At 69.8% G+C, this 25,847-nt stretch carries 25 protein-coding genes; 9 read left to right on the top strand and 16 right to left on the bottom strand.

Annotation, left to right across the window (positions count from 1 at the left end; genetic code table 11):
• The 9 genes from NX1_RS32190 to NX1_RS32230 form a co-directional block, all read right to left on the bottom strand.
• On the bottom strand, positions 1–1,302 hold a 1,302-nt coding region (locus NX1_RS32190; RefSeq protein ID WP_157120307.1), incomplete at its 3' end, for an ABC transporter permease.
• 20 nt (positions 1,303–1,322) lie between these two features.
• Positions 1,323–2,099 (bottom strand): ABC transporter ATP-binding protein, encoded by a 777-nt coding sequence (locus NX1_RS32195; protein ID WP_068067987.1) that lies wholly within the window; start codon positions 2,097–2,099, stop codon positions 1,323–1,325.
• 36 nt (positions 2,100–2,135) lie between these two features.
• The gene (locus NX1_RS32200; RefSeq protein WP_157120295.1) at positions 2,136–2,483 is read right to left on the bottom strand and encodes a hypothetical protein; all 348 of its coding nucleotides are present in this window, start codon (positions 2,481–2,483) and stop codon (positions 2,136–2,138) included.
• Positions 2,484–2,508: 25 nt separating this feature from the next.
• A complete protein-coding gene (locus tag NX1_RS32205) occupies positions 2,509–3,087 on the bottom strand; it encodes a TetR/AcrR family transcriptional regulator (RefSeq protein WP_068067993.1) in 579 nt (192 codons plus the stop codon).
• A gap of 25 nt (positions 3,088–3,112) precedes the next feature.
• On the bottom strand, positions 3,113–4,582 hold the full coding sequence (locus tag NX1_RS32210; protein WP_068067998.1) for an FAD-dependent oxidoreductase: 1,470 nt from the start codon (positions 4,580–4,582) through the stop codon (positions 3,113–3,115).
• Between the two features lie 19 nt (positions 4,583–4,601).
• Positions 4,602–5,009, bottom strand: a complete 408-nt coding sequence (locus NX1_RS32215) for a carboxymuconolactone decarboxylase family protein (protein ID WP_068068005.1) — start codon at positions 5,007–5,009, stop codon at positions 4,602–4,604.
• Entirely contained in the window at positions 5,006–5,875 is an 870-nt protein-coding gene (locus tag NX1_RS32220; RefSeq protein ID WP_068068008.1) for an NAD(P)-dependent oxidoreductase, read from the bottom strand. Before NX1_RS32220 ends, NX1_RS32215 begins: the two co-directional genes overlap by 4 nt.
• Positions 5,872–6,624 (bottom strand): SDR family oxidoreductase, encoded by a 753-nt coding sequence (locus tag NX1_RS32225; RefSeq protein ID WP_068068010.1) that lies wholly within the window; start codon positions 6,622–6,624, stop codon positions 5,872–5,874. Before NX1_RS32225 ends, NX1_RS32220 begins: the two co-directional genes overlap by 4 nt.
• Before the next feature lie 51 nt (positions 6,625–6,675).
• Positions 6,676–8,145 carry an aldehyde dehydrogenase gene (locus NX1_RS32230; protein ID WP_068068012.1) on the bottom strand — a complete coding sequence of 490 codons (1,470 nt, stop codon included), beginning with the start codon at positions 8,143–8,145 and terminating at the stop codon, positions 6,676–6,678.
• Between the two features lie 243 nt (positions 8,146–8,388).
• Here NX1_RS32230 and NX1_RS32235 point away from each other — a divergent pair, with 243 nt between their 5' ends.
• The 4 genes from NX1_RS32235 (at position 8,389) to NX1_RS32250 (ending at position 12,718) form a co-directional block, all read left to right on the top strand.
• On the top strand, positions 8,389–9,591 hold the full coding sequence (locus NX1_RS32235) for a cytochrome P450 (protein WP_068068015.1): 1,203 nt from the start codon (positions 8,389–8,391) through the stop codon (positions 9,589–9,591).
• Complete coding sequence (locus NX1_RS32240) at positions 9,592–10,401, top strand: SDR family oxidoreductase (RefSeq protein WP_068068018.1); 810 nt, start codon at positions 9,592–9,594, stop codon at positions 10,399–10,401.
• A gap of 93 nt (positions 10,402–10,494) precedes the next feature.
• The gene (locus tag NX1_RS32245; RefSeq protein ID WP_068068020.1) at positions 10,495–12,111 is read left to right on the top strand and encodes a succinic semialdehyde dehydrogenase; all 1,617 of its coding nucleotides are present in this window, start codon (positions 10,495–10,497) and stop codon (positions 12,109–12,111) included.
• Positions 12,112–12,226: 115 nt separating this feature from the next.
• Entirely contained in the window at positions 12,227–12,718 is a 492-nt protein-coding gene (locus NX1_RS32250; protein WP_068068023.1) for a glutathione peroxidase, read from the top strand.
• On the opposite strand, the gene NX1_RS32255 is transcribed toward NX1_RS32250, so the two are convergent.
• The 4 genes from NX1_RS32255 to NX1_RS36700 form a co-directional block, all read right to left on the bottom strand.
• Positions 12,715–13,659 (bottom strand): MerR family transcriptional regulator, encoded by a 945-nt coding sequence (locus NX1_RS32255; protein WP_068068028.1) that lies wholly within the window; start codon positions 13,657–13,659, stop codon positions 12,715–12,717. The genes NX1_RS32250 and NX1_RS32255 overlap by 4 nt on opposite strands.
• A 56-nt stretch (positions 13,660–13,715) precedes the next feature.
• Entirely contained in the window at positions 13,716–15,668 is a 1,953-nt protein-coding gene (locus tag NX1_RS32260) for a serine/threonine-protein kinase (RefSeq protein ID WP_068068031.1), read from the bottom strand.
• Between the two features lie 3 nt (positions 15,669–15,671).
• Entirely contained in the window at positions 15,672–17,483 is a 1,812-nt protein-coding gene (locus NX1_RS32265) for a serine/threonine-protein kinase (RefSeq protein WP_068068034.1), read from the bottom strand.
• A gap of 174 nt (positions 17,484–17,657) precedes the next feature.
• Positions 17,658–19,955 carry a serine/threonine-protein kinase gene (locus NX1_RS36700; RefSeq protein WP_307651511.1) on the bottom strand — a complete coding sequence of 766 codons (2,298 nt, stop codon included), beginning with the start codon at positions 19,953–19,955 and terminating at the stop codon, positions 17,658–17,660.
• A 156-nt stretch (positions 19,956–20,111) separates the two neighbouring features.
• On the opposite strand from NX1_RS36700, the gene NX1_RS32275 reads away from it, so the two are divergent.
• Both NX1_RS32275 and NX1_RS32280 read left to right on the top strand, forming a co-directional pair.
• Positions 20,112–20,882, top strand: a complete 771-nt coding sequence (locus NX1_RS32275) for a deoxyribonuclease IV (protein WP_068068061.1) — start codon at positions 20,112–20,114, stop codon at positions 20,880–20,882.
• 147 nt (positions 20,883–21,029) lie between these two features.
• Complete coding sequence (locus tag NX1_RS32280; RefSeq protein ID WP_068068062.1) at positions 21,030–21,968, top strand: TauD/TfdA dioxygenase family protein; 939 nt, start codon at positions 21,030–21,032, stop codon at positions 21,966–21,968.
• Positions 21,969–22,035: 67 nt separating this feature from the next.
• Here the strand turns inward: NX1_RS32280 and NX1_RS32285 are convergent, their stop codons facing one another.
• Complete coding sequence (locus tag NX1_RS32285) at positions 22,036–22,380, bottom strand: aldo/keto reductase (RefSeq protein WP_068068036.1); 345 nt, start codon at positions 22,378–22,380, stop codon at positions 22,036–22,038.
• The gene (locus tag NX1_RS38240; RefSeq protein ID WP_245668815.1) at positions 22,377–22,517 is read right to left on the bottom strand and encodes a hypothetical protein; all 141 of its coding nucleotides are present in this window, start codon (positions 22,515–22,517) and stop codon (positions 22,377–22,379) included. The genes NX1_RS32285 and NX1_RS38240 overlap by 4 nt, the downstream gene beginning before the upstream one ends.
• 2 nt (positions 22,518–22,519) lie before the next feature.
• On the opposite strand from NX1_RS38240, the gene NX1_RS38505 reads away from it, so the two are divergent.
• The 3 genes from NX1_RS38505 to NX1_RS32295 all read left to right on the top strand — a co-directional run bounded on the left by NX1_RS38505 (position 22,520) and on the right by NX1_RS32295 (position 25,009).
• Positions 22,520–22,645 (top strand): hypothetical protein, encoded by a 126-nt coding sequence (locus NX1_RS38505; protein ID WP_281217544.1) that lies wholly within the window; start codon positions 22,520–22,522, stop codon positions 22,643–22,645.
• A 15-nt stretch (positions 22,646–22,660) separates the two neighbouring features.
• Entirely contained in the window at positions 22,661–23,887 is a 1,227-nt protein-coding gene (locus NX1_RS32290) for a CaiB/BaiF CoA transferase family protein (protein ID WP_068068039.1), read from the top strand.
• Between the two features lie 195 nt (positions 23,888–24,082).
• On the top strand, positions 24,083–25,009 hold the full coding sequence (locus tag NX1_RS32295; RefSeq protein WP_157120299.1) for a hydroxymethylglutaryl-CoA lyase: 927 nt from the start codon (positions 24,083–24,085) through the stop codon (positions 25,007–25,009).
• On the opposite strand, the gene NX1_RS32300 is transcribed toward NX1_RS32295, so the two are convergent.
• Positions 24,999–25,799, bottom strand: coding sequence for a GNAT family N-acetyltransferase (locus tag NX1_RS32300; RefSeq protein ID WP_157120301.1), 801 nt, complete (start codon positions 25,797–25,799; stop codon positions 24,999–25,001). The genes NX1_RS32295 and NX1_RS32300 overlap by 11 nt on opposite strands.
• Positions 25,800–25,847 lie beyond the last annotated feature (48 nt).

The raw sequence follows: 25,847 nt of genomic DNA on the forward strand, positions 1-25,847 counted from the left end.
GGTCGCCGCCGCGCTGCCACCGGTCGAGCGGGCGCCGAGCGCCACCAGCGCCACGCCGAGGACCGCGAGCGCCGCACCGATCGCGGTGCGGACCCGCAACGACTCTCCCGCGGACGCGAATTCCTCCCGCATGGCTTCCACCGGCGGAATCTTCGCCGCCCTGCGGGCGGGAGCGTAGGCGCTGATCACGGTGACGACGAGACCGACGACCAACGCGACCACCGCGGTGCGCGGCAACACCGCCATGGAGCCGGTGGGCAGGCCGAGGTCGAAGGCGTTGAGCACCGCGGAGAGCCCGAACGCGAGGCCGATGCCCGCCGCCAGCCCGATCGCGCTGCCGAGCAGGCCGATGACCAGCGCCTCCGCCACCACCGAGCCGCCGACCTGCCCGCTGCTCGCGCCGACCGCGCGCAGCAGCGCCAGCTCGCGCAGCCGCTGCGCGACGATCATCGAGAAGGTGTTGTAGATGATGAACGTGCCGACGATCAGCGCGATGGCGCCGAACGCGAGCAGGAAGTAGTTGATGAAGTTCAGCGCCTGGGAGACTTGAGCTTTCAGGTCCGCGCGCACCTGTTCGCCGTTCTGCACCTTGAAGCCGGGCAGCGCGGCGGCGATGCGGTCGCGCAGCTCGTCGCCCGAGCCTTCCGCCGCGATGTCGATGAAGGCCACGTGCGAACCGTCGGTGAACAGCTGGCGGGCCTGCGCGTCGGAGAACAGCACGCCGATGAAACCGCCCGTGTCGGAAGGAACCTCGTAGATGCCGGTGACGGTCACGTCGAGCACCGGACGCTGCTGGGTGCTCTGCGACGGAATCAGGACCTTGGTCTTGTCCCCGACCTTCAATCCGGCGCGCTCCGCGCCGCCGCTGTTGAGGGCGACCTCGCCCGCGGCGGCGGGCGGCACGCCCTCGAGGAAGGTCTCCGGCTCGGCGACCGCACGCTCCGGCGGAATATAGGACTGGCCCCAACTCGGCACGCCGCCGGTCTGCACCGGCTTCTTGCCCTCGGGGTCGAGCACCACCAGCGGGCCCTGCACGCTCGGCGCGACCGCGCGCACGCCATCCATCTGCGAGACCATGTCCACCACGCCGAGCGGAACGCCGAAGGACTGCTGTTCCTTCGGGCTCACCCGCACGTCGACGCCCTTGGCCTGGCTGGCGAACAGGCCGTCGAACGTGCGCTGCAATGTGTCGGTGAAGACGAACGATCCGGCGATGAAGGCGGTGCCGAGCACCACCGAGAGCAGGGTCAACGCCAGCCGGACCTTGTGCGCGGCGAGGTTGCGCAGCGCGACCTTCCGCATCGGACTGCCCGACCTCGTACTCACGCCTGCTCCAGCGACTTCATCCGGTCCAGCACCGATTGCGCCGTGGGATCGCGCAGTTCGGAGACGATGCGGCCGTCGGCGAGGAAGATCACCCGGTCGGCGAAGGACGCCGCGTGCGGCTCGTGGGTGACGATGACGACCGTCTGGCCGAATTCGTCCACCGCGGCGCGCAGGATCGACAGCACCTCCTCCGAGGCGCGCGAATCGAGGTTGCCGGTCGGCTCGTCGCCGAAGATGATCTCGGGCTTGCCCGCGAGCGCCCGCGCGCAGGCCACTCGCTGCTGCTGGCCGCCGGACAGTTCGCTCGGCCGGTGGTCGAGCCGGTCGGTGAGGCCGAGTCGCTTGATCACCGTGTCCAGCCACTCCTGGTCGGCTTTGCGGCCCGCGATGTCGAGCGGCAGCGTGATGTTCTCCAGCGCGGTGAGCGTCGGCACCAGGTTGAACGCCTGGAAGACGAAGCCGATGCGGTCGCGGCGCAGGCGAGTCATCTGCTTGTCGCCGAGATCGGTGAGATCGGTCTCACCGATGCGCACCGTGCCCGCGCTGGCGCTGTCGAGGCCGGCGAGGCAGTGCATCAGGGTCGACTTGCCCGAGCCGGACGGTCCCATGATCGCGGTGAACTCCCGCTTCGCAAACTCGACCGTCACCCCGTCCAGCGCCCTGACCTGAGTATCTCCCGAGCCGTACAGCTTGGACAGGTCGACGGCCCTGGCAGCCACCTCGGGCGGGGCCACCGTCTCCGCGGCATCGGTCCCCACAGCTTGCGAAGTCATGTCCTCCAGTCTGTCTGCCAACCCCGCCCCGCGCCATCAGGGATTCCCCCGAGTCCCCTGGTCGCACTCGGGGCCCGCGCGACGGGTCAGCCCAGCGGCGCGGACCGCCACCATTTCTTCAGCTCGTTCCACGGCGGCGGAACCGCCCCGGCATTCCCACGCTCCGGTCCACTTGCCGAACCGCATGCCACCCAGGTCGTACCGTTCGACGTCGTCCGGGCCGCACCGCATGCACTTCGCGCTCTGGTACCCGGTGCGGCTCTCGTCGGGCGGCAGCAGCTGTGGAAACGCGCGGCTCATGGCATCGAACGGCGGATCGACCTCGGATGCTCGCTGAACGACGATGATTCCGGCGACCACGGCGATCACAAGTACGAGCGGCACGGCCGGAGTGGAGGCGGAGGTCCGCCTACTTCAGGATCAGGAGGGCGGATTTCTCTATGCGGTCGGCGATTTCGGAGTACGAGGCGTAGCCCATGCCCGCGCGGACGAGGGCGCCCGCGTAGAGGAGTTCGAGCGATTCGACGACGTCGGGGTCGGCGTCGGGGCCGAGGGCGCGCAGGATGCGTTTGCGGATCTCGGCGCCGATTCGGTCGCGCAGGTGCGCGACGTCGGGGTCGCGGCCGAGCAGTGCGCTGGTGACCGCGCCGGAGAGCTCCTGTTCATCGGCGACGAGCATGGCGATGTTGCGCAGTTCGGCGACGACGCGGGCGTTGGGGTCGTCGGCCTCGCTGGCCGGGGACGGCGAGGCGACCAGGCGGCGCCAGAAGATCTCCGCGACCAGGTGTTCCTTGGAGGAGAAATAGGTGTACGCCGTGGCGGTGCCGACACCGGCGGCCGCGGCGACCAACCGAATGGTCATGCCGCCGAAACCCTCGCGGGCCAGCACCTCCACGGCCGCCTTGGTGAGCTTGTCGACAGTGTCGGCCTGTTTCCCGCTGAGGCGGCGCCGGGTCGCCTCCAGCATGATGGAATCACCTTCGGACATGTGTCCAGACACTATCAGCCCCCGGTCAATTCTTGGCGGCTGCCACCCCGGCGCGGCGGCCGTAGAAGCTGCCGTCGCCGAGCGAGGCCCCGCTGACATATCCGCCCGCGCACAACCCCGAGGTGCAGCGCCCCGCCGCGTACAGACCGGCGATCGGCTCACCGGAGACGTGCAGCACGCGCGAATCCAGGTCGGTGCGCAGCCCGCCGAGGGTGAATCCCGCCGTGAAGTTGCGCATGTCGAATGCCGCCAACGGCGTGCCGATCGGGCGGACCCACTCCGGTTTCTTGCCGAGCAGCGGATCCTTACCCTCGGCCGCGTGCCGGTTGTAGGTCTCGACCGTGGCTTGCAGCGCCGTTTCCGGCAGCCCCATCTCCGCCTCCAGCTCGGCGACCGATTCCGCCGCCCAGGTCGGCGGCTGCCGGAAGAACGGCGTCGAGGTCACCGTTCGCAACGCCTCCTCGTAGGACGCCTCGTCGATCACCAGGTACGCCTGGTTCTCCTGCTGGATCAGCGTGGCCTGCCCGATCCGTCCCGGATAGGTGTCCTCCGGGATGTAGCGCTGGCCGCGCCCGTTCACCAGGATGCCGCGCACCAGCAGCTGCGGGTCACCGAAGAAGGCGACCTCGGTGGCGTCCATGTGGGCCAGGTCCGCGCCGAGCGCCTGCGCCACCCGGATGCCGATGCCGTCGTGCTCCTCGATGGCGGCCGCGGGCCTGCCGATCAGGCGCGGCGCGTACCCCTCCACCATCTGCGCGGCATAGGCGAAGCTGCCGGTGGCGAGCACGACGCCGCGTTCGGCGCGCACCGCGATCTCCTTGCCGAAATGCGCGGCCACCACGCCGACCACCCGATCGTCGTCGTCCACGATCAGTCGCCGGATGCGGGTGTCGTATTCGACTCGCACACCGAGGCTTTCGGCGGTCTCGGCCAGCGGCTTCATGAGCATGTAGCCACCGCTGCGCTGCCCGATCCGCTTGTCGGCGTACTGCGGGACGTGTCCGCGCGGCGCGGGCGCGGCCAGGGCGTTGAACGGCGCGGCGTTCTCACCGCCGGAGTACATCAGGCCCTCGTCGTGCGGCGGCTCCCAGCCGGGTTCGCCCCAGAATGCCTCGCGGAACGGCACGCCGCAGGCGACCAGCCAGTTGTAGTGCTCGACGCTGTTGCGGCAGTAGTCGGCGATCTTGGCCGCGTCGACGCCGGGGCCGAGCGCGGCGAGCAGGAACTTCTCCATGTTCTCGGGGCTGTCCTCGAAGCCGAGGGCCCGTTGCAGCGGTGTGCCGCCGCCGAGGTAGATGAACCCGCCCGCCATCGCCGCCGCGCCGCCCCACCCGCCGGAGCGTTCCAGGATCAACACGTCGGCTCCCGCCCGGGCGCCCTCGATGGCGGCGCACACGCCCGCGATGCCGTATCCCGCGACGACGACATCGGCGACCTGCCCCCATTCGGAGACCTCGCGGGCACGCAGCGGACGGATGGACTTGGCGTCGGTCATGTTTCGCTTCCTCTGGCTTTCAGGCGTTGTCGGACTGGTCGGCGGCGGCGCGCTCGGCTCGGGCGGCCTTCTTCTGCTGTGCCACGATTGTTCCCACCAGCAGGTCGAGCTTGGTGCCGTTCGGCCAACCCACGTAGTGACACAGGAACAGCGCGATCTCGTGTAGCTGCTCCTCGGTGAGCTCCTCGTTGCGCAACGCGGCGCCGATCTGGATGCCGGCGGTGTCCATCGATCCCTGCGCGGTCAGCGCGCCGAGCAGCAGCAGGCGGCGGTCGCGCACGGTGAGACCGGGACGCGACCACACGTTCGCGAACAGATGATCGGCGGTCATCGCGAAGTGGACACCGGGGTACTCCTGGAATTCGGTGCCGTAGACCTCGGCCATCTTGGCCAGCCCGCGCTGCCGGACGGGGTCGGATGCGTTCATGAGTTCTGCCTTTCGAAGGTGTCGTCGCCGACGCCGAGACCGGGACCGAGGCGCTCCAGCGCCAACCGGGCCAGGGGCAAGTCGAGATCCAGCCGGTCGCCGAGCTCGAGCGCCAGACCGAGATCCTTCTCGCCGAGGTCGCGCACGTGGGCCAGGATGGGCAGCCAGAAGTCGTCCGGCTCGATCGGCGCGGTGCGATCGCGCAGCATGATGGCGCCGGGGCCGCCGGTAACCGCGTCGGAGTGCCGGACGATCTTGCCGAGCGTGGTGATGTCGAGTCCCGCGGCCTCGGCCAGCCGTTGCGCCTCGGTCGCCGCGCTGAAGGCGACGAAGTGCAAAAGGTTGCGCGCCAGCTTCATTCGCGTCCCCGCGCCCACCTCTCCCGCGTGCACGACGAGGTCGCCGAAGCAGCCGAAGGGCTCGCGCACCCGCTCGAAGGCCGACGCGCTACCGCCGACCATGACCGCGAGCCTGCCGAGTTTGGCGCCGGGGGCTCCGCCGCTGATGGGCGCGTCGACCAGGTCGATGCCGCGCTCGGCGCAGGTGACCGCCAGTTCCTCGGCGGTCAGGTCGGCGATCGTGGAGTGGACCGCGATCACCGTTCCCGGCGCCGCGACGCCGGACAGCTCGGTGACCACGGCGCGCACCTGCGCGTCGTCGAGCACCGCGACGGAGACGACATCGGCCGTTGCGGCGACATCGGCGACCGAATCCGCCACCGCCGCACCGGCTTCGGCGAACGGCCGGGTCGCCTCTCGCCTGGTGTCGCACACCGTGAGCCCGCCCGGCCATGACACCAGCCGCTGGGCCATCGGCGCGCCCATATTGCCGAGCCCGATGAATCCGACGCGTAGCGGTGCGTTCATGAGCGGAAGATCTGTCCGCCGTCGACATTGAAGATCTGCCCGGTGACCCACGCCGCGTCGTCGGAGAGCAGGTACAGGCAGGCGCCGACGAGATCCTCCGGCGTGCCCATCCGTTTGAGCGGCAGCCGCTTGATCATGTCGTCCACGATGACGCCCGGCGTCACCGTCTTGGTCGCCTCGGTGTCGATGGGGCCGGGCGCGATGGCGTTGATCCGGATCTTCGACGCGCCCAGTTCGAAGGCCAGTTGCTGGGTGAGTCCGTTGACGCCGACCTTCGCCAGGCCGTAGAAGCCGGAGTACAACCAGGCGGCGGTGGACGACTGGTTGACGATCGAGCCGCCGCCCGCGCGCACCAGGTGCCCGAACACCGCCCTGGTCATGTTGAGCGCGCCGTCCATGTTCACCGACATGAACTTCTTGTAGTAGTCCCACGGCACGGTGAGCAGCAGGTCGAGTTTCATCTCGCCGTATATGGCGGCGTTGTTGACCAGGTGGTTGATCGCGCCGAACTCGCCGACGGTGAATTCGGCCAGCGCAGCGGCGGATTCGGGATCGGCGACGTCGACCTCGCCGAACACCGCGGTACCGCCGGCCGCGGCGATCTCGGCGGCGACGGTCTTGCCTCGTTCGACATTACGGTCGGCCACGACGACTTTCGCGCCCTCGTCCGCAAGCGCCTTGGCGTAGACCGCGCCAATGCCCTGCGCGGCGCCGGTGACGATGACGGATCTTCCTGTGAATCGCCCCATTGGGTTCGGCTCCTCCAGTTCTCTGCCGATCGGATTGCGCTCCAGCGGCTTTCAGCCCGCGGCGGCGATCAGCTTGGTTTCCAGGTATTCCTCGAAGCCGGCCACGCCCATCTCGCGGCCGATGCCGGACTGCTTGTACCCGCCGAAGGGCGCGTCCGCGGAGTACCAGATGCCGCCGTTGACGCTGAGCGTGCCGGTGCGCACCCCCTCGGTGACGCGCCGGATCCGCTCGGGGTCGACGCCCCACACCGCACCCGACAACCCGTAAGGGGAATCGTTGGCGATGCGGATGGCGTCCTCGTCGCCGTCGTGCGGGATGATCACCAGCACCGGCCCGAAGATCTCCTCGCGCGCGACGGTCGCGGTGTTGGGCAGGTCGGCGATCAGCGTCGGCTCGACGAACCAGCCGCGCTCCCGGCCCTCCGGCCGACCGCCGCCGACCACGATTCGCCCGCCCTCCGCCCGCGCCGTATCCAGGTAACCGAGCACACGATCGCGTTGGCGACGCGAGATGAGCGGTCCGCAGACGGTGCCGGGTTCGGTGGGATCGCCCGGCTTTATCCGGCCCATGGTGGCCGCGGCCACCCGCACCGCCTCGTCGTAGGACGCGCGCGGCACCAGCAACCGGGTGGTGAGCGCGCATCCCTGCCCCGCGTGGACGCACACCGAAAAGGCGGCGACGCCAACGGCTCCGGCGATATCGGCGTCGTCGAGCACTATGAACGCGGACTTGCCGCCCAGCTCGAGGAAGGTCTTCTTCAGCGTCGGCGCGGCGGCGGCCATCACCAGCCTGCCGGTCTGCGTCGAGCCGGTGAAGCTGATCAGATCGACCCGTGGGTCCACCGAAAGACGCGCGCCGAGAGCGTGTTCGGACGAGGTCACGATGTTGACCACACCGGGCGGGATGTCGGTCTGTTCGGCGATGATCGCGCCCACCGCCGCCGCGCACCACGGCGTGTCGGGAGCGGGCTTGAGCACCACCGTGTTTCCGGCCGCGAGCGCGGGACCCAGTTTGGCGAAACCGATCTGGTGCGGGAAGTTCCACGGAATGATCGCGCCGACGACGCCGACCGGTTCACGGCGCAGCGTCCTGCGCGTCTTGATGCCCATCGGCTCGGCGACGCCGAGATCCGTTTCCCACTCGTAGTTCTCGGCCAGCCCCGCCGCGAACGCCAGATCCGCGATCGGTCCCTCCAGCTGCGGACCCTTTGTGAGCATGACGGGCGCGCCCGCCTCGGCGACGGTGATCTCGCGCAGCGCCTCGACCTCACCCTGCAACGCGACCCGTAGCTGTTCCAGGCAGCGGGCGCGGAAGACGTGATCGCGGGACCACCCGGTGTCGTCGAAGGCGGTGCGCGCCGCGGTGATCGCGGCATCCATATCGGCGGCGTCCGCGTTCGCGGCCAGTCCGACGACCTCCTCGGTCGCCGGATTCACCGTCTCGAACACGCCGTCGCCGCCCTGGCGGAGTTTGCCGTCGATCAACAGGCGCGCACCGTCGGCGGGCAGGAGACTGCTCATGGTTGCTCCGATACTGTCTGGACAGGTGTACGGAATATAGTCCAGCCACCCTCCGTCTTGCAAGAACATGTTTCACTATTGGCGACCGGATCGCCGCGGGAACGGGCCGCGAATACCACCGATTCGTTGTCCCGATTCCCGAGCGCTGGTACTGTCCAGACACATGTCCAGCTATGTGTCTTCGCGGACGGCGCCCGGCGCAGTCCAGCGCGAGAACTCGTTACGGATCAATCGGAGATCACCATGACGGCAGCCTCGCTGGAACCGCTGACCTTCGACCCGTACGACTACCGCTTCCACGACGATCCGTACCCCACCTACCGGCGGCTGCGGGCCGAGGCGCCGCTCTACCACAATCCCGACCTGGATTTCTGGGCGCTCTCCCGGCACGCCGACGTGACCGCCGGGTTCCGTGACGCGACCCGGCTCTCCAGCGCCAACGGCGTCTCGCTCGATCCGGCCGCGTGGGGCCCGCACGCGCACCGGGTGATGTCGTTCCTCGCCATGGACGATCCGCGGCACATGCGGATGCGCAAGCTGGTCTACCGCGGCTTCACGCCGCGCCGGGTCACGGAGATGGAAGACCGCATCCGCGAGATCACCCTCGGCTATCTGGAACCGGCGCTGGCGCGTGAAAGCTTCGACTGGATCGAGGATTTCGCGGGCAAACTGCCGATGGACGTGATCTCGGAGCTGCTGGGCGTCCCGGAGCGGGACCGCGCCGAGATCCGCCGCCTCGCCGATCTCGTCGTCCACCGCGAGGACGGCGTGCTCGACGTACCGCTGGCCGCGGTGGACGCCTCGCTCGAGCTGTTCGGCTACTACACCGACCTGGTCGCCGAGCGCCGCAATGCACCCGGCGACGACCTCGTCTCCGCGCTGCTGGACGCCGACATCGACGGCGATCGGCTCAGCGATCAGGAGATCATCGGCTTCATGTTCCTGATGGTGGTCGCGGGCAACGAGACCACCACCAAACTGCTCGGCAACGCGCTGTACTGGGCGGCGCGCCATCCCGGCGAGTACGCGAAGGTGGCGGCCGACCCGGGCCTCGTGCCGGAGTGGGTGGAGGAGACGCTGCGCTACGACACCTCGAGCCAGATCGTCGCGCGCACCGCTGTCGTCGATCTCGACTACCACGGCGCGACGATCCCGGCGGGCGCGAAGGTGCTGCTGCTGATCGGTTCGGCCAACCGCGATTCCGCCGCCTTCGACGACGCCGACAGCTACCGCATCGACCGGCCGGACAAAGGCAAGCTCGCCAGTTTCGGCGCCGGCGTGCACTTCTGCCTCGGCGCGCACCTGGCGCGCCTGGAAGCCGGTGTGGCGCTTCGCGAATTCGCCGCCAGGGTGCCCGCCTACCGCGTCGTCGACAGCGGCATCGTGCGCGTGCACTCGACCAATGTCCGCGGCTTCGCCGCGCTTCCCCTAATCGTGGAGAAGTAGATGCCCCGTTACGAACCCCATCCCGCCCGCAGGCCATCGCTGATCGCGGGCGCCTCCTCCGGCATCGGCGCCGCGACCGCGCTCGCGCTCGCCGAGCTCGGTCATCCGGTCGCTCTCGGCGCGCGGCGCGTCGACCTCTGCGAGGAATTGGCGGCCAAGATTCGCGCCGACGGCGGCGCGGCCTTCGCGCACCGGCTCGACGTCACCGACGCGGACTCGGTCGACGAGTTCGTCACCGCCGCCGAACGCGAGCTCGGTCCGACCGAGATCCTGGTGTCCGGCGCGGGCGACATCGAATTCTCGCTGGTGCAGGAAATGGATCCGGAACGGTTCCTGCGCCAGGTCGAGGTGCACCTGGTCGGCGCGCAGCGGCTAGTGCACCGCGTGCTGCCCGGCATGCTCGCCAGGCGGCGCGGTGACGTCGTGCTCATCGGGTCCGACTGCGCGCCCGAGCCGCGACCCCGCACCGGCGCCTACAGCGCGGCCAAGGCCGGGCTGGAGGCGATGGCGGTGCAGTTGCGAATGGAGTTGGAGGGCAGTGGTATTCGCGCCTCGGTGGTGCGGCCGGGCCCGACGCTGACCAATATGGGCATGAACTCGACACCGGAGGTCGTCGGACCGCTGCTCGAGGACTGGAAGGCGTGGGGTTTCGCCAGGCACCCGCACATGCTGCGAGCGAGCGACCTCGCCGCGGCGGTGCTCGCCGTCGTGACGGCGCCGCGCGGGGCGCACCTGGTGTTGGTCGAGGTGCAGCCGGAGGCGCCGCTGCGTGGAAAACAAGCGCCGCTGACTGATCACAGAGAACTCTAGGTGCGACAATAAGAACGTGTTCTAATTCCATATCGAGGGACGCGCCAGGCGCACCGCGAGTGCGCGTCGCAATCGCACGCCTTGGAGACACCCATGAGCACAATCCACGCCACGGACGAGACGGTGGCGATCCGGACGGCGACGCTGCCGCCCCGGATCACGGCGGAACTGATCGCCCGCCTGACCGGCATGGTCGCCGCCGGTTCCGGCGCGAACGCCCGCCCGCCGTTCCTGATGACCGAGGTCTACACCGGCGCCCACGTCGGCGACCTGCCGCAATCCCGGCCGGAGGACATCACCGAGGCCTTCGCCGTCGCCCGCGCGGCGCAGCGGGAGTGGGCGAGCTGGCCGCTGCGCCGCAGGCTCGCCGTCTTCGAGCGGGCGCACGAGCTGTTCCTGCGGGAGGGCGAGACGATCGCCGACCTCATCCAGATAGGCGCCGGCAAGACCCGGCGCATGGCGCTGGAGGAATCCTGCGACGTGCCGATGGTCATCAGCCACTACCTGAAGACCGCGCGCCGGGTGCTGCGGCCACGGCGGCACGGCGGCCCGGTGCCGCTGGTCACCACCTCGTTCGAAGAACACCGGCCCAAAGGCGCGGTCGCGGTCATCGCGCCGTGGAATTTCCCCTTCGCCATCGCGATCTCCGATTCGGTGCCCGCGCTCATCGCGGGCAACGCCGTGGTGCTCAAGCCGGACAACAAGACCGCGCTGTGCGCGCTGTTCGGCGTCGAGCTGCTGTATCGGGCGGGCTTGCCGCGCGGGCTGTTCCAGGTCGTCTGCGGCGCCGGTCCCGACGTCGGCCCGACACTGATCGGCGGCTCGGATTTCGTCATGTTCACCGGTTCCACCGCCACCGGACGGGTGGTCGGCGAACAGGCGGGCCGCAACCTCATCGGATGCAGCCTCGAGCTCGGCGGCAAGAATCCGATGATCGTGCTGGACGACGCGAATCTCGACGACGCGATCGCGGGCGCGACGTTCGCGGCGTTCGGCAACTCCGGCCAGGCCTGTATGCACATCGAGCGGATCTACGTGCACGAGCGGATCCACGACGAATTCCTGCGCCGCTTGGTCGCCGCCGCCGAGGAACTCGGTTCGAAGATCGGCGCCGCCTACGACTACGCGCCGGAATTCGGTTCGCTCGTCTCGGCCGACCAGCTGGCCAGGGTGGCCGAGCACGTGGACGACGCGCGCGCGAAGGGCGCCACCGTGCACACCGGCGGCCGGGCGCGGCCCGATATCGGACCCGCCTTCTACGAGCCGACCGTGCTGACCGGGGTCACCCCCGACATGGTCCACGCGAAGGCGGAGACCTTCGGGCCGGTGGTGAGCGTCTATCCGTTCCGCGACGAAGACGAGGCCGTCCGCCTCGCCAACGACACCGACTACGGGCTCAATGCCAGTGTCTGGACGACCGATCTGGCTCGGGGCAGGCGCATCGCGGACCGGCTCGAGTCGGGCAACATCAATATCAACGACGGTTTCGTCGCCACCTACTCCGCCAAGTCCACACCCTCGGGCGGGGTGAAGCAGTCCGGCGTCGGCAACCGGCACGGCGACCAAGGCCTGCTGAAGTACACCGACACGGTCAATATCGGCGTGGTGAGACTCCAGGTCTTGGCGGCCCGCGCCCGGCTGCCCTACGAGATGCAGGTCAAGACCACCCTCGCCACACTGCGGCTGATGCGGCGAACGCGCCTGCGCTGACCTGTCCCGGCCGCGCCGGACGGCCCTGCGCGCGGGGGCCGTCCGCCGCGCCGATCCGGTAGCGTGGCGCTCGGGGTGGACCCACCGAATCACAGAATTGGCAGGTGCGAGACGAGTGAGCATTCGGGATATTCCGCTACAGACCCTGACCGGTGCGCCGACGACGCTGGCCGAACTGGCCGGTGACAAAGCGGTGCTGCTGGTCAACGTGGCGTCCAAATGCGGTCTGACGCCGCAGTATTCGGCGCTGGTCGAGCTGCAGCGGACCTACGGCGAGCGCGGATTCACCGTGATCGGCGTGCCGTGCAACCAGTTCATGGGCCAGGAACCCGGTTCCGCCGAGGAGATCCAGGAGTTCTGCTCCACCACCTACGGCGTCGACTTCCCGCTGCTGGAGAAGACCGAGGTGAACGGCGAGAACCGGCACCCGCTGTACCAGGAGCTGGTCGAGACCGCCGACGCCGAGGGCGCGGCGGGCGACATCCAGTGGAACTTCGAGAAGTTCCTCATCGACCGGGACGGCAAGGTGGCGGCACGGTTCCGTCCGACCGTGAAACCCGAAGACTCGACGGTGGTTTCGGCCATCGAATCGGTGCTCGCGAGCTAGGGGCGAGTCGCCGGCACAGTTCTCAACGCCGCGGTGAACCAGTCGAAGATCCCGGCGAGTTCCTGCGGCGCGGGCCACCCGTTGACGGCGGCGACGAGCCGCCAATACCGCTCCACCCGTGCGTCGCTGGCGATCGTCAGCCGCTCCAGCAGCCAGCGGCGCAGCTCGGCGTCGTCGGCGCGGCCGAAGGTGCGGGCGTAGCGCGCGGTCAGCTCGTCGACCACCTCGGCCGCCTCCGGCGTGTCCGGAGCGGTGCCCGCGGCGAGCGCCGAGCCGACCAGGTCGCGGACGGCCTCGGTCAGTTCGTGGTGCAGTCCGGTGGTGTCGCCGTTCGCGCGCTCGCGCGCCTGGTATTCGGCCATCCGCCGCACGGCCGCGCGGAAATCCGCGTCCTGGGCGAGTTCCGCCAATTCCATCCAGGCTCGGACCTGGTTCGGCGCAGGATCTTCCGGCAGGTCGGGTACCGTCGCGCGAAGCAGTTCGACGAGCTCGGGATTCGCGTCGACACCACCGAAGGCATCGTCGACGAAGTCGTGGATGATCCTGCGGCGCTCGGCGTCGGTGAGCGTGGCCAGTCGGTGCATGGTGTTCATCTCCTCGGTGTCGGTGGCCCGCTGCGCGACCGCGCGCAACACCGCTCGCCGCTGCCGCAGGATCCGGATCTGGAGGTCGAGTGCGTCGGCATGGGCCGCCGCCACCTCGGGCACGGTGCGTTCCCGCGCCAGCACCTGGCGCACGGTGTCCAGGTCGAGGCCGAGGGCGCGCAGGGTGCGGACCAGTTCCAGACGGGCGATGGCGTCGGAGTCGTAGCGGCGGAAGCCGTTCGGGCCGATGGCGGACGGCGCGACGATCCCTCGATCGGCGTAGAAGCGGATAGTCTTGACCGTCAGGCCGGTGCGTCGCGCCACCGCGCCGATCGGGAGAAGCGTGTCGTCGTCCATGTCCGACAGCCTGGCGTCTCCCCTTGATGGAGAGGCAAGTCGGGAATCCGGCGCGTTCAACTCAGGGGCGCGGTGTGCCACCAATCCATGAATTCCTCTTGGGTGGCGATGAACCCGACGCTGTACATCAGGAAGTTCTCCCGCTTCTTGGCGCCGGAGAACACGGTGATCATGCGCGGGCGCTTGGCGGCGGGGTGGCCGTCGAGCAGGTAGTTCGTATAAGTCTCGCCGCCGTGCTTTGCGGTGGAGCGGGTGTTGTCCGGCAACGAGCCGACGGCGGCCTGCACGTCCTCCGGCGAGCGGTAGACGAACAGCTCGTAGCTCGCTTTGTTCGGTCCGCCGAAGCAGTACCAGTACGCGGTCCAGCTGCCGAAATCCGGTGCGCCCGCGTCCATCGCGTTCGCCGATCCCTCCGGCTTGGCGAAGCAGGTGGCTCCGTTGTACCCGGGTCCGGTGTGCACGATGTTGTCCTTGTCCACCTCGGGGGTCATGCCGGGGAACGCCTTGCTGATCGACGCGATGTCGTCCACAAGAGAGTCGGACTCGTCGTGTTTCTTAGTGTTGGTGGGCGCCGCGGTGGTCTTCGCGGGTCGCTGAGTGGACGGCGACGGCTCGACGGTGGTCGTCGGTGCGGCGGTGATGCCCGGCTCGGACCCGCGGTCGACGATCACCGCTGTCACAGCGAGAATCGCGAGCGCGGCGCCCACGGCGACGCCGATCATCGGCGTGCGGCGCGATCGGCGGGAGGCCGCCTGTCCGCGGCGGCGGCCGTGCGGTTGCGCGGCGTGTCCGCCCGCCTGGTTCGAATGTGCCTGTGCCCCAGGCGAACCCGGCGCGTGACCCGTGCCGCTGTGTGCGGATGACGGCTGCCGAGCGCCGGCAGATGCGCCGAACGCGTCCGCTCCGGCTTCACCCGGACCGAACGCCGTGGATCGCGGCGGATACTCCTGCCATGACCCGTGCTCGTCCCGCGCGCGGGACGAGGAATCCTGGCCGTGCGTGCGCGCAGCCGTGCGATACCCGGGACCGGTGGTCGGCGCGGGTCCCGGGGCCACGGACGGAGCCGGGTATCCGGACGTCGTCGGCGGGGTCGGACTCCACTGCGGCGCTGCCGCCTGCGGCCACGCGCCCGCGCCGCTGCCGAACCCGTTGTCCGCCAGCGGAAAAGGACCGGACGCGGGTCCGCCGAACGCCCGTCGCGCCGCCTCGGCGAACTCCGCGCACGAGTCGAAGCGGTCGTCAGGGCGCTTGGCGAGCGCGCGCGACAGCACCGCGTCCAGCGCGAGCGGCAAACCCGGCCGGACGGTGCTCAACCGCGGCGGCGGCTGCTGCATGTGCCCCTGAATGACCGCGACCGGGTTGCTCGCCTCGAACGGCACGGTTCCGGTCAGCGTCCGAAATAGGGTGCACGCCAGCGAATACTGGTCCGAGCGGTGATCGAGCACCGCGCCGGAGAGTTGCTCCGGCGAGGCGAAAGCCAATGTGGCGGTGAAGGTTCCGGTCTGCGTCAGCTTGCCGGTGTCGTCGCGGAAACGGGCGATGCCGAAGTCGGTGAGGAACACCCGTTCCAGCCCGCCCTCGGCCCGCTCCAGCAAGATGTTGGCCGGCTTCACATCCCGGTGCAGCACGCCCTTGCCGTGCGCGAAGTCGAGCGCCTTCGCGGTCTCGGCGACGATCTGCACCGCGCGCTGCGGCGGCAGCGCGCGGGCGTCCAGCGACGCCGCGTCGACGCCGTCGACGTACTGCATGGAGATCCACAGCTGCTCGCCTTCGACACCGCGGTCGAACACGGTGACGATGTTCGGGTGGTCGAGCTGGGCGACGAGATCGGCCTCTCGCTCGAACCTGGCCCGAATCTCGGTGTCGAAGAACAGCTCTCGATTGAGCAGCTTCAACGCCGTCCATCGCGGCAATCGCGGATGCCGCGCCAGGTACACCGAACCCATGCCCCCGCGCCCGAGCAGGCGTTCGACGGTGTACCCGGCGAAAACCGAGCCGTTGTCAAGCATGCGTCAGTTCAGCGGCGCCGAACGCCACCAGCGCAGCACCTCGTCGATGCTGCCGACGATGCCGTCGGTGTACATGAGGAACTGCGCACGATCCGGGTCGCCGGTGAAGACGGTGACCAGCTTCGGGCCGCTGTTGTCGAATCGGTAGTTGGTGTAGGACTTCCCGCCGTTGCTGTCGGTCGACTTGGTGGCGCTCGACGGCAGGTTGTTCAGCGCCGCCTGCACGTCTGCGGCCGACTTGTAGACGTAGATGGTGAAGAACGGATCGTCGTTGCCGCCGCCGCCGAAGCAGTCCCACTGGTAGGCCCATTTGCCGAAATCCGGTGTGCCGCTGGTGGGTACAGACGGCCGGTCCGGTGAGTATGCGCCGCAGGTGGCGCCGTTGTATCCGATGTCTCCGTCCTTGTCGGCCGGAACCATGTGCGGGAACTCGTTGCTGATCGCGTCGGCGTCGGCGGCCACCGGGCGCTTGCCGGGCGAGGTGCTCGTCGGCGCCGCACTGGTGGTGGTGCCGCCGCCACCGGAGGACGAACCACCGCTGACCGCGACGGCGATGCCGACGACCACGGCGATCAACACGACAACGCCGACGGCGAGCGCGGCGATCAGGCCGGTGTTGGACTTGCGCGGCGGCTGGTGGCCGCCCATCGCGTGTGCCCCGCCCATCGGCGGTCCGGGCGGCGACGCGAAGCCGAACTGACTTTGCTGCGGATACTGCGTGGCGGCGCCGGTCTGCTGGTGCGGATACTGCGTGGCAGGGCCGGTCTGCTGGTGCGGACCGGCCGCGGTGGGCATCGCGCCCTGCGGCGTGGTCATCGGCTGACCGGTCAGCGGCTGGGAACCGCTCGTCGTCGGGCCGACCGGGTACTGCCCGCCGGTGACCGGAATCGGCCCGCCGGTGATCGGATGCGGACCCGAGATCGGTTGTGGCGGAGCGGTGACCGGGCGCGGGCCGCCGGCCAGCGGCATCGACGGCACGCTCTGCCCCGACAGCGCGGCCTGCGCCGCCGCCGCGAACTCCGAGCAACTGGCGAAACGATCGTCGGGCCGCTTGGCCATCGCCTTGGCCAGCACGCCGTCCAGTGCGAACGGCAGCCCGGGGCGCACGCTGCTCAACGCGGGCGGCGCCGACTGGAGGTGACCCTGGATGACCTGCGCCGGGTTGGTGGCCGCGAACGGACCGCTGCCGGTGAACAACCAGAACAGCGCGCACGCCAGCGAGTACTGATCGGAACGGTGGTCGAGCGCCGCGCCGGTGAGCTGCTCGGGCGAGGCGTAGGCCAGGGTGGCGGTGAAAGTACCGGTCTGGGTGAGGTGGCCGGTGTCGTCACGGAGCCGGGCGATGCCGAAATCGGTGAGGTACACGCGTTCGCCGCGGCCGCCGGTGGAGCGGGCCAGCAGGATGTTCGCCGGCTTCACGTCGCGGTGCAGTACGCCCATGCCGTGCGCGTAGTCCAGCGCGTCGGCGGTCTCCTTGACGATCTGCACGGCGCGCGCGGGCGGCAGCGTCTTCGGATCCACCGAGGCGGCGTCGATTCCGTCGATGTACTGCATCGAGATCCACAGCTGCTCGTCTTCCAGACCGCGGTCGTAGACCGTGACGATGCCGGGGTGGTCGAGCCGGGCGACCAGATCCGCCTCCCGTTCGAACCGCGCCCGCACCTCCTTGTCGAAGAACAATTCCCGGTTCAACAGCTTCAGCGCTGTCATCCGCGGCAGCCGCGGATGCTTCGCCAGGTACACCGAACCCATGCCACCGCGACCCAATTGCCGTTCGATGACATAGCCGGCGAAAGCCTCACCGCTGGCCAGCATGTCTGCTCCAATTCCCGCCTGCACCGGGACCCACCGGGAACAGGCGTACAGCATAAGAATGCGCGGTCAGCGCTTTACCCGACCACGGAAAACATCGAAACCTTAGCAGCAGTCGCACGGCCCCAGAGCCCCCCGAGGAGTCGGGGTACGCCAGGCGACATCCATAGCGAAAAGCTATGGCGGAGGGCGTGGTTCGGGCGGTTGCGGGCCGTTTCCCGGCCCCTGCCCCGCGGGCGCGATCCTCCCCCGCACCCGGTCCGGCAGCGCGATCGTGATCGGCCGCGGCGTGCGTCGCGTCGGCCTCGGCGGCGCTGGTTCGTTACGTCCCTGCGGCGAACGACCGGTGCCCGTCGAATCCTGCTGCGGCGCGGGCTCGTTCCGCCCGGACGCCGAAGGGCCGGTTTGCGTCGAACCCGGCCGCGGCCGCTGCGGCACAGGCTCGCTTCGTCCAGGCGCCGAATGGCCGGTATCCATCGAACCCTGCTGTGGCCGCCGCGGAAAGGGCTCGTTCTGTCCGGGTGCCGAACGCCCGGTTTCCGCCGAACCCAGCTGTGGCCGTTGCGGCACAGGCCAGCTCGGTCCGGGAGCCGAACGACCTGTGTCGATCGAATCCCGCTGCGGCCGCTGCGCGTCGGAGTCCGAGCGCGGAGAGTGCGGCCGTGCTCTCTCGCCGGTCGGCGACGACGCGTTCGGCGACGAGACATTCGGCGACGACGCCGCGTTCGACGACGCGGCATTCGGTAAGGGGGCCGTCGGGGGCGGAGCGGTCGCACGTCCGGCGTCCGGACGCGGCGGCGGCACATCGGCCGGACGGGAGAAAGCAGTCTGCGGCGCGGCGTGCGAATACCCGGTGTTTCCGTGCGGCATGCCGCCACGAGTCAGATCCACGGCACGGCGCGACGGAGAACCGGGCGGCGCGGCACCGTGAACCGCGCCGTTATGCGGTGTGGCCCCGGTCAGATCCGCGGCTCGGTGCGAGGGAGGCACGGGCAGCGTCCCACCGTGGACCCCGCCGTTGTGCGGGGTGCCCCCGGTCCAATCCACCGCACTGTGCGAGGGATGCGTCGGCCGCGTCCCACCATGCGCGCCGCCGTTGTGCGATGCGCTCCCGGTCTGATTCGCCACCGGCGGCCGAGGCGGAACAGCGGCGCGGCCCGGCACGCCGGTGTGGTTGGGCGCGCCGGTGTGCGGAACCGAATGCGGATTCGGCGCAAAGCTCGTCGGCGGCATCCCGTCGGTACGCGGCACGAACCCGGTGGGCGGCACGAAGCCGGTGTGCGGCGGCACGCCGGGCGTGTGCACACCGGAGTGCGGCGGTCCGCCGGTCTGCGTGGACCGGCCATGCGCAGCCGCACCGGTGTGCGCCGGAGCGCTGACATGCGGTGGGCCACCGATCTGCGGCGCGGCGGTGCTCGGAGCCGGGCCGGTGTGCGCCGGTGATCCGACGGTCGGGCTGCCGGTCTGCGGTCCCGTCGCTTGCGGCGGATGCGCGCCGGGGCCGAAACCAGTGTGAGGCGGCGGTGGAGCGGCCTGCGTGGCGAACCCGGTGTGGGGCGGCGCAGCGGCGTCGACTCGGGTGGCGAACCCGATGTGCGGGGGTACGGAGGCGGTCGGCGAATGCGGAGCGGGTGGGGTGGGGTCGCCGGAGGCGAGGGCCTGGCGGGCGGCGACGGCGAAATCGGTGCAGCTCGGGAAGCGGTCGGCGGGGCGTTTGGCGAGGGCGCGGGCCATCACGGCGTCCAAGGCGGCGGGCAGACCGCGGCGGCTGCGGGACAGTGACGGCACGGGCGCGCCGATGTGGCCGTTCATTACCGCGGCGGGAGTCGCGCCGGGAAAGGGGACGTTGCCCGTTAGCATCCAGAACAGGGTGCAGGCCAGCGAGTACTGGTCGGCGCGGTGGTCGAGCGGCTGGCCGCTGAGCTGTTCTGGCGCGGCGTAGGCCAACGTTGCGGTGATGGTGCCCGCCGAGGTGAGCGTGGTGTCCGCGTTGCGCATGCCCGCGATGCCGAAGTCGGTGAGCAGCACCCGTTCCGGGTGTCCGATGGGCGCCTTGGCCAGCAGGATGTTGGCGGGTTTGACGTCGCGGTGCAGCACCCCGTTGGCGTGCGCGAAATCCAGGGCCGCCGCGGTCTCGGCGATGATCTGCACCGCACGCCAGGCGGCGAGCACGTCCACGTCGGCGCTCGCGGCGTCCGAGCCTGGGACGAACTGCATGGAGATCCACAGCTGCTCGTCCTCTGCCCCGCGGTCGTAGACGGTGACGATATTGGGGTGATCGAGCTGGGCGACCAGATCGGCCTCCCGCTCGAAGCGCCCCCTGATCTCGAGATCGCCGTACAGCTCGCGATCGAGCAGCTTCAGCGCGGTCATTCGCGGCAACCGCGGGTGCTGGGCCAGATACACCGTGCCCATGCCGCCCTGACCCAGCACACGCTTGACCACGTAACCGGCAAAGATTTCGCCAGTACGCAACAAGGTGATTCACCCCCCCTCATCGGGTCGAGCACGTGGATCCTACCGATGTATCTCGCGGACCCGCGTGGACGCAACAGTCCTTCGATTCTCGGCTATTCGCCGGTGGATCGCCGGTTCTCCGCGATGTCGGTGCCGCCCACTACGCTGAGCCCCATGCGCATTGGAGCACACGTCCGGCTCGACAGCGATCCGATCGGCTTCGGTGAGAAACTCGGCGCCGATGTCATTCAGATGTTCGTCGTCGATCCGCAGAGCTGGGACAAGCCGGTTCCGCATCCGCGGACCGATGAGATCCTCGCCAGCCCGATCGATGTGGTGGTGCACTCCTCCTATCAGATCAACGTGGCGAGCCTCAACAACCGGCTGCGGATGCCCTCCCGCAACGCGGTCGCCCAGCAGGCGAAGGCCGCCGCGGAGCTCGGCGCGTTCGGCCTGGTCGTGCACGGCGGGCATGTGCGCTCCGACGCCGAGGTGGACACCGGAATCGACAACTGGCGCAAGCTGTTCGAACGCCAGCAGGACAAGGGCGGCTTCGCGGTGCCGATCCTGATCGAGAACACCGCGGGCGGCAACCACGCCATGGCCAGGCATTTCGACTCCATCGCCCGGCTGTGGGATGCGGTCGGCGATTACGGCGCGGGCTTCTGCCTCGACACCTGCCACGCCTGGGCCGGCGGCGAGGAACTGCTCGGCGTCGTCGACCGGATCAAGGCCATCACCGGCCGCATCGACCTGGTGCACCTGAACTCCTCGCGCGACGAATTCAACTCCGGCGCCGACCGGCACGCCAACTTCGCCGACGGCACCATCGACCCGCAGCTGCTCGCCGAGGTGTGCCGCAGCGCGGGCGCGCCGGTGGTGTTGGAGACCCCGGCCGAGGGCGTCGCGGAGGATCTCGCCTATCTGCGTGAGCACGTCGGCTGATCTGCCTCTGGCAGCGGGCTGCGGGGCACTTCTGGGGCGCGCGGGGCACGTGTTGGGATCATGCCGACGAAAACCCTGGTCGGGGCGGGTTTCCGGGTGATGTGCTCTACCGCGCATCAACCGTCCTCGACAGCGAAGGTGATCACCATGACGATCGCAACCGCCCCCACTGTTTCGGTGACCAAGCTCGGCGCCCGCATCGGCGCTCGGGTCGACAACGTCCGGCTCGGCGGCGACCTGGACGCGGCGTCGGTCGACGTGATCCGCCGCGCTCTGCTCGAACACAAGGTCGTCTTCTTCCGCGGCCAGGACCACCTCACCGAGGACGGGCAGTACGAGTTCGCAGAGCTGCTCGGCACCCCGACCACTCCGCACCCGACGGTCACCTCGCACGGCGAGAAGAGCCTGGCCATCGACTCCGAATACGGCCGCGCCAACAGCTGGCACACCGATGTCACGTTCGTCGACCGCATTCCGGTCGACCGCATTCCGAAGGCCTCGATCCTGCGCGCGGTGACCCTGCCGGCCTATGGCGGCTCCACCACGTGGGCCTCCACGGTGGCCGCCTACGAATCGCTGCCCGAGCCGCTGAAGCTGCTCGCCGAGAACCTGCGCGCGGTGCACACCAACGTGTACGACTACGCCGCGGCGCACGGCGCCAAGGCCCGCCCCAACACCGCCGAGTACCGCGCCGAGTTCGAGTCGACCTACTACGAGACCGAGCACCCTGTGGTGCGCGTACACCCGGAGACCGGGGAGAAGGCGCTGCTGGTCGGCCACTTCGTCAAGCACTTCGCCGGCCTGTCCGGCGCCGAATCCCAGGCCCTGTTCCGCCTGTTCCAGGATCGGGTGACTCGCCTGGAGAACACCGTCCGGTGGAACTGGCAGCTCGGTGACGTGGCGATCTGGGACAACCGCGCCACCCAGCACTACGCCGTCGACGACTACGACGGCCAGCCGCGCAGGCTGACCCGCATCACCCTGGCGGGCGACGTCCCGGTCGGCGTCGACGGCGTCGCGAGCACCGTCATCGCGGGCAATGCCGAGCACTACTCGATCATCGAGGAGGTCTCCCGCGCCGCGTGACCGGCGCCGATGGAGGACCTCCGCCCCGCAGGACCGGCCGGAGATATCCGCCCGATTTCGGCCGAAGCTACGGCGACCCAGCCTGCGACGGACCCGAGGGCTGGAGTCGATTGTCGACGCGGCCCATGAGCTGGTCGGGGTAGCGCAGCCCGGCGGCGGCGCCGGGAGGGAGGGCTGCGTCCAGGGCGGCGAGGTGGCCGGCGTCGAGACGGGCGTCGGCGGGCGAGCGAGGCATCGACGGCCTTTTGGCGTACTGCGGGGTCGAGTCGACGGTGAAGGTGCCCTTGTGCGGGCGGGAGCCGAATTTGGTGGCCACGACGGCTTCCTCCCGCCGTCGGCCGGCCATGGCACGGCCCAGCAGGGTTTCGTTGTGGCCTGCGCCGTAGACGTCGGCAGTGTCCAGAAGGTTCACCCCAGGTCGAGGGCGCGGTGGATGGTGGCGATGGACTGGGCGTCGTTGGTGGCTCCGTAGGACTCGGACATGCCCATCAGGCCGAGTCCGACGGCGGAGACCGACGGTCCGTCGATGCCCAGGGTGCGCTGCTTCATGGGTGGTGCTCCTTGCGTTGCGGATGGAGGTGGATGCGCGGCAGAAGCCGCACCCCCCGCTCGCCGCCCTCGACGAGGACCAGCGCCGCGACCTGCGCAACCTGCTGGCACTGATGACCGAGGAGTAGTCCACACTGGTGGCCATGAGTATTCGGCCGTTGGACGGAGTTCGCGTCCTCGAGCTCGGCAATTACATCGCCGCGCCCACCGCCGGGCGTATCCTCGGCGACTTCGGCGCCGAGGTCATCAAGGTGGAACGGCCGAAGGCCGGCGACGAGTTGCGCAACTGGCGGCTCTACGGCGGCGACACCTCGATGCTGTACCGCACCGTCAACCGGAACAAGAAGTCGATCACCCTGGATCTGCGCACCGACGAGGGGCGCGCGGTGGTGCTCGACCTGGTCAGCCACTGCGATGTGCTGCTGGAGAACTTCCGCCCCGGCATGCTGGAGAAGTGGGGTCTCGGGCCCGACGCGCTGAACGAGGCCAACCCCGATCTGGTGATCACCAGGATCTCCGCCTACGGGCAGACCGGGCCGATGGCCGCGCGGCCCGGTTTCGCCGCCGTCGCCGAGGCCGTGGGCGGACTGCGCGAACTCGTCGGCGACCCGGATCGTCCCCCGGTGCGGGTCGGCGTTTCGATCGGCGACTCCATCGCGGGCATCTACGCCGCCTTCGGCACCGTGATGGCGCTGTTCCAGCGGGAGCGCACGGACGACGCGGTGCCCCTGCGCGAACGCGTGATCGATGTCGCGCTGAACGAGGCCATCCTCTCGGTGATGGAATCGCTGGTCCCCGACTACCTGGCCTACGGCATCAACCGCGAGCGCGTCGGCGGGCGAATGGAGGGCATCGCACCGAGCAACGCCTATCCGTGCCGGGACGGTTTCAGCATCATCATCGGCGGCAACGGCGACGCCATCTTCCAGCGCTACATGCGGGTGATCGGCAGGCCCGATCTGGCGGTCGATCCCGAACTCCAGGACAACGCGGGTCGCTGGCGTAATCGCGAACGGCTGGACGCCTCGATCGGCGAATGGACGATCCGGCACACCAGAGACGAGGCGCTGAAGATCCTGGAGGACGCGGCCATCCCGTGCGGGCCGATCTACACCGCCGCCGATATCGTCGCCGACGACCAATACAAGGCGCGCAACATGATTCAGCCGTTCCCGGTCGACGTGGGCGAACCCGATCCGAAGACCGTCGGCTTCCCCGGCATCGTGCCGGTGATCGGCGAGCAGTCGCTCCCCATCCGCAACGTCGGCCCCGACCTCGGCGAACACACCCGCGAGGTGCTCTCGGGCCTGCTCGGTATGAACGACGCCCAGATCGCCGCCGCGGCCGGATCCGGCGAGGTGAAAGCATGATGCCCAAGACGAGCGTCAGCGAGGCGGCGGCATGAGCAGGAGGCGAGTACGACGCAGGCCCGCGGGACGCCATACCTGGGAGACGCGCGCGCCCGGGCACGCGCGGCCGACGATTCACCCGAATCCGGCGGGCGCGAATCAGAAACCGTGGGCCGGCGTGATGTGCGTGCCGCCGCAGGCGCGGGAGGACAAGCCGTGCTGACCGAACCGAACGGCGTTGTGCTGCGCGACGTGACCCTGCGTGACGGCCTGCAATTGACCGGCAAGACGCTGCCGGTGGAACGCAAGGTCGAGATCGTGCGCCGCTTGCTCGCGCTCGGCGTGCCCGCGCTGGAGATCGGTTCCATGGCGCGCCCCGACTTGGTGCCGCCGATGGCCAACACCATGGACCTGGTCGCTGCACTGACCCCCGAGGAGCTCGAGCGCTGCTGGGTGTGGGTGGCGACCCCGCGCCACGTGGCAAAAGCCGCGGCTGCGGGCGTGCGCAATTTCCAGTACTGCTTCTCGGTCTCGGATTCGCACAATCAGGCCAATATCGGCCGCGCCACCGAGGACAGCATGGCCGTGATGCCGGAGGCGGTGCGGTTGGCGCACGAGGTGGGCGGCGCCATTCAGCTGTGCTTGGCGACCAGCTTCACCTGCCCGTTCGAGGGACCGGTAGATCCGGAGCGGGTGCTCGAGATCGCGAACGATCCGCGCACCGAGGGCGCGACCGACATCGTGCTCGCCGATACCCTCGGCCAGGCTCACCCCGCGCAGGTCGCCGCGCTGATCTCGGCGGTTCGCGACCGGACGCCGCAGCGCCGCATCGTGTTCCACGGCCACGACACCTGGGGCATGGGCGTGGCCAACACTTTGGCCGCGATCGCGGCGGGCGCCGGCATGGTCGACGGATCGCTCGGCGGCTTGGGCGGCTGCCCGTTCGCGCCCGGCGCGAGCGGCAACACCTCCAGCGAGGACATCCTCTTCGCCACTCGCCCCGACTGGTTCGCGCCGCCCACGCTGGCCGCGCTCGTCGAGCTGACCGAGGGGCTGCTCGCCGATCTCGGCGAACCCAACCGTTCCCGCGCCGCCGAGGGGGCGCGGTCGAAAGCCGCGGCCTTCGAATGGGTCATCGGCTGACCGCGGACCGCTCCTCGAACACGTAGTTCACGAAGTCGTCGACCGGCTGGTAGCCGATCGACCGGTAGATCCGGTTCGAGGTGGGATTCGCCAGGTCGGCGAACAGGCAGACGTCGAAACCAGTGCGGCGCAGGGTGCGCGACACCTGTGCGGTGAGGGCCGACGCGTAGCCGTGCCCGCGCTCGGCGGGCGGCGTGTAGACGGGGCCGATGCGCGTCCAGCCGCCCACCGGAATCTGGTGCGCGGCAAGGCTCACCGGACGGCCGCCGTTCTCCCACAACCACCAGCGGCCCGCCACCACCCGCTTGCGGATCATGTCCGGGTCCGGGTACGGCTGCGCCAGACCGATTTCCCGGTGCATGGCCTCGGACCAGGCAACACACAGCGCGACATCGCGTGCGGCGGCACGGCGCGGCGCACCGGCCACCCCGCGCGGCACCCGCAGCTCGCCGAGCCGGAACAGCCTGGTACGGACGTTTTCCCGCAGCCCGACGCCGCGCAGTGCGCACCAATGCTCGGCGAACGCCTCCGCGTCGGCGGCGAGTCCTTCGACCCCCGAGTTGCCTGGCGCCGCGGCGGCGAACGCCTCGGCGACCGACCGCAGGCTCTCGGCGGGCAGCTGCCCGAGGTAGACGTCGCGGCCTCCGGCCCGCATGGCGACGCCGACGACGGCGCCGTCCACCGCGTGCACCGACAGGAAGCGCGACATTCCGTCCGCCGCTCGCTGCCCGTCCACGTGGTTGGCGATGCCCGTGGCGATCACCGTGTGCCGCAGGAAATCACGGCTCACGAAGGACTCTGTCGCGGCGCGATACGCGACAGCATCGCCGGTGATCTC

The organism is Nocardia xishanensis NBRC 101358, from assembly GCF_001613365.1.
GTDB lineage: Bacteria > Actinomycetota > Actinomycetes > Mycobacteriales > Mycobacteriaceae > Nocardia > Nocardia xishanensis.